5 protein-coding genes are annotated in these 6,861 nt (G+C 39.0%); 2 read left to right on the forward strand and 3 right to left on the reverse strand.

What is annotated here, in order from left to right:
- A partial coding sequence (locus C6H22_RS09080) for a patatin-like phospholipase family protein (RefSeq protein ID WP_324826073.1) occupies nucleotides 1–131 on the reverse strand: 131 nt, incomplete at its 3' end.
- Nucleotides 132–298: 167 nt separating this feature from the next.
- On the opposite strand from C6H22_RS09080, the gene C6H22_RS04065 reads away from it, so the two are divergent.
- Nucleotides 299–1,414, forward strand: coding sequence for an efflux RND transporter periplasmic adaptor subunit (locus C6H22_RS04065; protein ID WP_233707028.1), 1,116 nt, complete (start codon nucleotides 299–301; stop codon nucleotides 1,412–1,414).
- Between the two features lie 9 nt (nucleotides 1,415–1,423).
- Nucleotides 1,424–4,549 (forward strand): efflux RND transporter permease subunit, encoded by a 3,126-nt coding sequence (locus C6H22_RS04070; RefSeq protein ID WP_104694068.1) that lies wholly within the window; start codon nucleotides 1,424–1,426, stop codon nucleotides 4,547–4,549.
- Here the strand turns inward: C6H22_RS04070 and C6H22_RS04075 are convergent.
- A complete protein-coding gene (locus tag C6H22_RS04075) occupies nucleotides 4,546–4,842 on the reverse strand; it encodes a DUF3240 family protein (RefSeq protein ID WP_104694069.1) in 297 nt (98 codons plus the stop codon). The genes C6H22_RS04070 and C6H22_RS04075 overlap by 4 nt on opposite strands.
- 21 nt (nucleotides 4,843–4,863) lie before the next feature.
- On the reverse strand, nucleotides 4,864–6,861 hold a 1,998-nt coding region (locus C6H22_RS04080; RefSeq protein ID WP_104694070.1), incomplete at its 5' end, for an efflux RND transporter permease subunit.

Here is a 6,861-nt window from a genome sequence, read left to right on the forward strand (position 1 = left end):
ATATCATATTCTATACCAAGCTCTCTTAGTGCTTTCCAAGCACCAATTTGATAAGCTCCCTTGGATCCGCCACCACCCAATACAATAGCACGCTTCATATACAAATATTCTCCTATGTCTTTGCTATACATTCCCACTCATTCCCTAAGATTCTAGCACAAGCAATACAAAGATTTTCTTATAGTAATATTTACTTACAATAATATTTTTTGCTATAATCCGCAGTTTTATACTAGAATCTAACACCAACCCCCCTCAAAATTAATTGCAAAATGATGAGATCGTATGGAGGATGTCAATGAAGTATTACAGATATATAGGTTTTTTTGGACTTTTGTTGTTAATGATAGGTTGTGGCTCACAAGAACAGCAACAAAAAAAAGGTGCTCTCCCTGTCAATACCCAAATAATCATAAGCCAAGATCTTGATTTGAATTTTGAATATCCTGCACGACTAAAAAGTGTGCAAAGCGTGGATATTTATGCGCGTATTGAGGGAATCTTGCTAACACAAAACTTTACTGAAGGTGATATTGTCCAAGCTGGACAAACACTCTTTACTATAGAATCTACGCGCTATAAAGCTAGAGTCAATATGGCAAAAGCTCAATATAACACTGCATTGGCAAATCTCACGAAAGCAAACAAAGATTGGACACGAACAGAAAGACTTTATAAACAAGGTGCTCTTACAGTCGATCAATATGATAATGCTATGTATAACTACCAATCCGCACAAGCCAATGTTGAGAGTGCAAAGGCGTCCCTTGATGATGCACTTGTAGATTTGAAATATACTACAATTACCGCGGACATCACCGGTAGAATAGGTATGAGACGCTATGATGTTGGGAATCTTGTGGGAAGAAGTGGCAGTGGAGGTGATACATATCTCACTACACTCACACAACTTAGCCCTATTTATGCAGAATTTTCTATCCCTAGCACGGATTTTTATTATATGCGTGGCTTAGATAAAGACAATGTGATTGTGGAATTTATCTTAGGCAATGATACAGTCTATGATAACCGAGGCAAACTTGACTTTCTTGATAGCGTGTTAGATTCTCAAACAGCCTCTATAAAAGCAAGAGCAATCGTCAATAACGAATCATATGTTTTGCTACCTAATGAAATTGTGCGTGTGAATCTCAAAGGATTTAAAGCGCAAAAAAGCATAGCCATTCCACAAAAAGCACTTTTGCAAGATTCACAAGGAAGCTATGTCTATGTAGCCAAAAATAATCAAGCACAAATCACACGCCTTACACTTGGTAAAATGCTCAAAAATGGACAAGTTATTGTCCTAAGTGGTTTGCAAGATGGCGATATGCTCATTACCAACAATCTTACAAAATTACGACAAGGTAGCGAGATTAGCCCCCAACAAAATGCACCACAAAGCGCCAACTAGGAGGCTTTAATGTTTTCTAAGTTTTTTATTAATCGCCCTGTATTTGCTATAGTAACTTCTATCATTATTACGCTTGTGGGAGTTTTAGCAATTTTTAGCCTTCCTGCAGAAGAATATCCACAAGTAACGCCCGTGGAAGTGGTGGTTTCTGCCAACTATACTGGTGCTAGTGCGGAAGTTATTTCAAACACTGTCGCGAGTGTGCTAGAAAATAGCATTAATGGTGTAGAAGGTATGCTCTATATGAAGTCTTCATCTTCATCAAGCGGTAGGCTTTCTATCACTGTGTATTTTTCTAATGATACCAATCCTGATATGGCAACAGTCAATGTCAATAATAGAGTGCAAGCGGTTTTAAGCCAACTTCCTCAAGAAGTCCAACGCTTAGGAGTAACGGTTAGAAAGCGTAGCTCTACAATACTCACCGTGTATACGCTTTTCTCTGATAATCCTGCACACGATGATTTATTTATCTCTAACTATGCAAGCATTAACATCATTGATGAATTAAAAAGGGTACCGGGTGTAGGTGATGCCTCAACTTTTAGATCCCAAAATTATTCGATGAGAATCTGGCTAGATCTTAATAAACTCTCTCAAAACAACCTCACTCCTTCAGAAGTCGCGAATGTGGTTCAAGAACAAAATGCGCAATTTGCCGTAGGACAATTTGGACAAGAACCAATGCGTCAAGACATTGTCTTTACCTATTCCATCAATACGCAAGGTAGGTTTATAAAACCTCAAGAATTTGGGAATATTATCATACGATCTAATTCCGATGGCTCAAGTCTAAGACTAAAAGATATTGCAACCATTGAGCTTGGATCAGAAAGCTATAATGTAAGAGAGAAATTCAATGGTAAAAGCGCAGTGGGCTTTGGAGTATATTTGCAACCTGGAGCAAATGCTATGGAAGTGGCAAAAAAGGTGGAGGAAAAAATGCAAAAACTCTCACAAACCTTTCCACAAGGCTTACAATATGGCATAGCACACGATACAACAACCTTTGTGAGTATATCGATTAAGGAAGTGATTAAAACATTTATAGAAGCCATTGTGCTTGTTATTATTATTATGTATTTTTTCTTGCAAAATTTCCGCGCGACTATTATCCCAGTCATTGCGATCCCTGTGTCTATCATCGGGGCTTTTGCAGGTATGTATGCATTAGGATTTTCAATCAACCTCCTTACACTTTTTGGACTTGTGCTTGCGATTGGCATTGTTGTGGATGATGCAATTATTGTGATAGAAAATGTCGAGCGTATCTTGCATAGCCACCCTGAAATTTCTGTAAAAGATGCCACTATTGAAGCTATGCACGAAATGCAAAGCCCTGTGATTGCCATTGTGCTTGTGCTTTCTGCGGTGTTTATCCCTGTAGCATTTATCGGTGGATTTGCAGGGGAAATCTTTAAACAATTTGCCATTACAATCGTAGTTTCTGTTGTCATTTCTGGATTTGTAGCCTTAACACTTACTCCTGCATTATGCACACTAATCCTCAAGAAAAAAGAACCTAAACCATTTGCAATAGTAAAAAAATTCAATGTATTTTTTGATTGGCTTACCGAAAAATTTACTTTGAGTGTGAGTAATTTTATCCGCAGAGGATTACTACTACTTGCATTGTTTGCAGTTTTTGTAGGCTTAACTGGCGGACTTTTTTGGAAACTCTCAAGCGGACTTGTCCCACAAGAGGATAAAGGGACACTCATAGCCTTTATGTCATTGCCACCTGCGACTGCCCTAAGTTACACAGACGCTCAAGCCACAAAAATGGCAGAAATTTTACATAATAACCACAATGTACGTTCATTTTTTCTCATAGAGGGATTTGATATGCTTGCAAGTGCACCTAGAACACATGCGGTTACTTCATTTGTTAAACTCAAAGATTGGAGTGAGAGAAAAGGTCAAGGAGAAGATTCTTTTAGTGTCGCTGGAACACTCACAGGTGCATTTAACCAAACACTTGATGCCACAACCTTTGTGATGAATCCACCTGCTATCAATGGTTTAGGACTTGCTGGAGGTTTTGAAATCTATTTACAAGATAGAACTGGTGGTAGTGCCAAAGACTTAGATACATATGCCAAACTCCTTGTAACAGAAGCAAACAAACGCCCCGAGATAAAGGGTGCAAGATCCTTGCTAGATACTAGCATTCCACAATATTTTGTAACACTTGATAGAGAAAAGGCAAAAGCCTTTAATGTCAATGTAAATGATGTATTTACGGTCTTGCAAAGCACATTTGGTAATTATTATGTCAACGATTTCAATCTCTATGGACGCACATATAAAGTCTATGTGCAAGCCCAAAGCCAATTTAGAGAAGCTCCTGAAGATTTTGGTCGCGCCTTTGTGAAATCAACTGATGGGAAGCTTGTGCCTATTAGCTCCCTTGTAGAATTTGAACGCATTGTCAATACCGATATTATTGATAGATTCAATCTTTTCCCAGCAGCCAAGCTTATGGGTGATGCAAATACCGCGGATGGATACTCAAGCGGTGATGCCCTTAGAGCGATTGAAGAAGTCGCAAAAGAAGTTTTACCAGATGGCTACACAATTGCGTATTCGGGTATGTCATATCAAGAAAAAGCCACAAGTGGGGCAGGTATGATAGCCTTTGTGTTGGGATTGGTTTTTGTATTTTTGATACTCGCTGCACAATATGAGCGTTGGCTTATGCCATTTGCAGTGATCTCTGCCGTGCCATTTGCAGTGTTTGGGGCGGCATTAGCCATTTGGTTGCGTGGATTAAATAACGATATTTATTTCCAAATTGGACTTATTACACTTATCGCCCTTGCTGCAAAAAATGCAATTTTGATTGTAGAGTTTGCACAACATAAACGCGAACAAGAAGGTTTAGGCATGATAGAATCTGCCGTGGAAGCTGCAAGACTTAGATTCCGTCCTATCGTGATGACATCTCTAGCATTTAGCATTGGCGTATTGCCTCTAGCTATTAGTAGCGGTGCAGGATCAGCAAGCCGACATGCCATAGGAACAGGCGTCATTGGTGGCATGCTTGTAGCAACATTCATAGGGACATTTTTTATCCCTCTCTTTTGGACATATTTTGCAAGACTTAGTGAATTTATCAAAAGCAAATTACACTAAATCTTGTAATGTTGCATACCACTTTTAAAAATTTTAATATCATCTGTGCCAAAAGCTTGTAAAAGCTTGTTGGCTAAAAATTTCGCATTATCTTCGCTAAGAGAAATTTTAAACATACCATAATCTTGTCTGCCACTCACTTGCTCCATTGAGCTATGAAGCATAGAGCTAGAAGCATATTTAGAACATCTATGATAAAAGAAATCATCAAAGCCATCATCTAAAAGCATATCCACGATAGAATCTTTGAGATTAAACCTAAAATATATCTCAAGCACTATTTCCACATCCATAATCTCTCCTCTATCACAAAACTACACGCCAAACTTACGCACGACAAACCTAAATAGTGGCGGTAACATCACAAGGGTTAAGAATGATGAAGTTACCAACCCTCCAAGCACCACGACAGCAAGTGGTTTTTGGACTTCACTACCCACACCGCTTGAAAGTAACATCGGCACAAGTCCAAGCCCAGCGATACAGGCAGTCATAAGCACAGGTCTTAAGCGTCTTCTAGCACCTATCACGACACATTCCTCTAGTGTCCTTCCTTGTTTAAGAAGCTGCAAGAAATAACCTACCATTACCACGCCATTAAGCACAGCAATACCAAAAAGCGCGATAAATCCAACAGATGCAGGCACGGAAATATACTCTCCAGATACAAAGAGTGAAATAAGCCCTCCTGTGACAGCAAATGGGATATTAAGCAAAATAAGTAGTGCAAGTGGGATAGATTTAAAAGTAAAGAACAAAATAAAGAAAATTGCCAAGATACTAAGTGGAATCACGGTTGAAAGTCGCTTAAGTGCGCGTTGTTGGTTTTCAAACTGCCCACCATAGACAATACTATACCCATCTGGAAGCTGAACTTGTGCGCTAATTTTTTCTTGAGCTTCTTGCACAAATCCTCCCAAGTCTCTATCGCGCACATTAGTGCGAACAACATTATAGCGTTGCGCACCCTCTCTTTGGATTTGCACAGGACCATCAACTTCAACAATCTCTGCAATCGAGCTAATAGGAATTGGTGAGCCATTTTGCGAACTCATCTCTAAGCTTTTTAATTTCGTAATATCTGTGCTAAGCTCGTTGTTTTGTCGGATAATCACAGGGATTCGCGCTGCACCTTGTGGAATATACTCGACCATAATACCCTCTAATGAGCTTTTCATAAACTTTGCAAACTCATCGCTAGGAATCCCTACATTCGCCATTATCGGAGAATACGGCGTGATATGGAGATAATTTACACCTTTATTAAAGGTAGTAAAAGTCTCTTGTGCTCCATCAATGCCCTTCAAAATATCCATAATTTGTTCACTTAATGCATTGAGTTTATCAATCTCTGTCCCAAAGATTTTTATCGCCAAATCTCCGCGCACCCCCGTAAGCATTTCGGAGATTCTCATATCAATAGGCTGCAAAATCGCGAGATTCATTCCTTTCATATCATTGGTTACCTCTCGAATCTGATCGCGAATCTCATCAAGATTTTTAGCCTGCCATTCTTCTTGGGCTTTAAGAGAGATAAAGGCATCGCTTTGGTTTGGACCTGATGGATCTAACCCCACTTCATCAGCTCCTATACGCGTTACCACACTTTTAATATCTGGCACACGCTCTAAAAGTTGCTCTTGAAGAGAAAGCATAATTTCTTTATTTTGCTCCAAAGAAATAGATGGAGGACCCTCAATATTTACCACTATATCACCTTCATTCAATGTAGGCATAAAAGCTGTCCCTATGTAAGGAAAAATCGAGAGAGAAAAGACCAAAAATGCAATGGCACTTAAAAAAACTATCTTAAAGTGATTAAGAGAGAAATTGAGCAATGGATCATATAATTTATGCAAAAACACAATAAGTGCGGTTTCTTTGTGATCTTTTACTTTTAATACATAAGAACTCACCACAGGAATGACGGTCATAGACAATATGAGGCTACCCACAAGGGCAAACACGATTGTTTGGGCAAGTGGCACAAAGAATTTACCCTCTAACCCTTGCAAAGTCAAAAGTGGTACAAAGAAAATGATAATAATCAAAATCCCACTAAAGACTGAAACCGAAATTTCCTTACATGCACGATATACTGTGTGTAGTTTGGGTGAATTTTTGTTTTGGCTAAGACGCTCAAAAGTATTTTCTACCATTACCACCGCAGAATCCACCAAAATACCTATAGCGATGGCTAAGCCACCAAGACTCATAAGATTAGCAGACAATCCATATTCTTTCATCATCACAAAAGCCACAGAGATTGATAATGGCAAGATGACGCTCACTGCCACAGCAGCACGCACATC

This window comes from Helicobacter equorum (assembly GCF_900198655.1).
GTDB lineage: Bacteria > Campylobacterota > Campylobacteria > Campylobacterales > Helicobacteraceae > Helicobacter_F > Helicobacter_F equorum.

Bases quoted from the DNA above. Each gene is read 5' to 3' on its own strand.
- C6H22_RS04065 (WP_233707028.1), top strand. From the start codon at position 299: ATGAAGTATTACAGATATATAGGTTTTTTTGGACTTTTGTTGTTAATG.
- C6H22_RS04075 (WP_104694069.1), bottom strand. From the start codon at position 4,842: ATGGATGTGGAAATAGTGCTTGAGATATATTTTAGGTTTAATCTCAAA.
- C6H22_RS04070 (WP_104694068.1), top strand. From the start codon at position 1,424: ATGTTTTCTAAGTTTTTTATTAATCGCCCTGTATTTGCTATAGTAACT.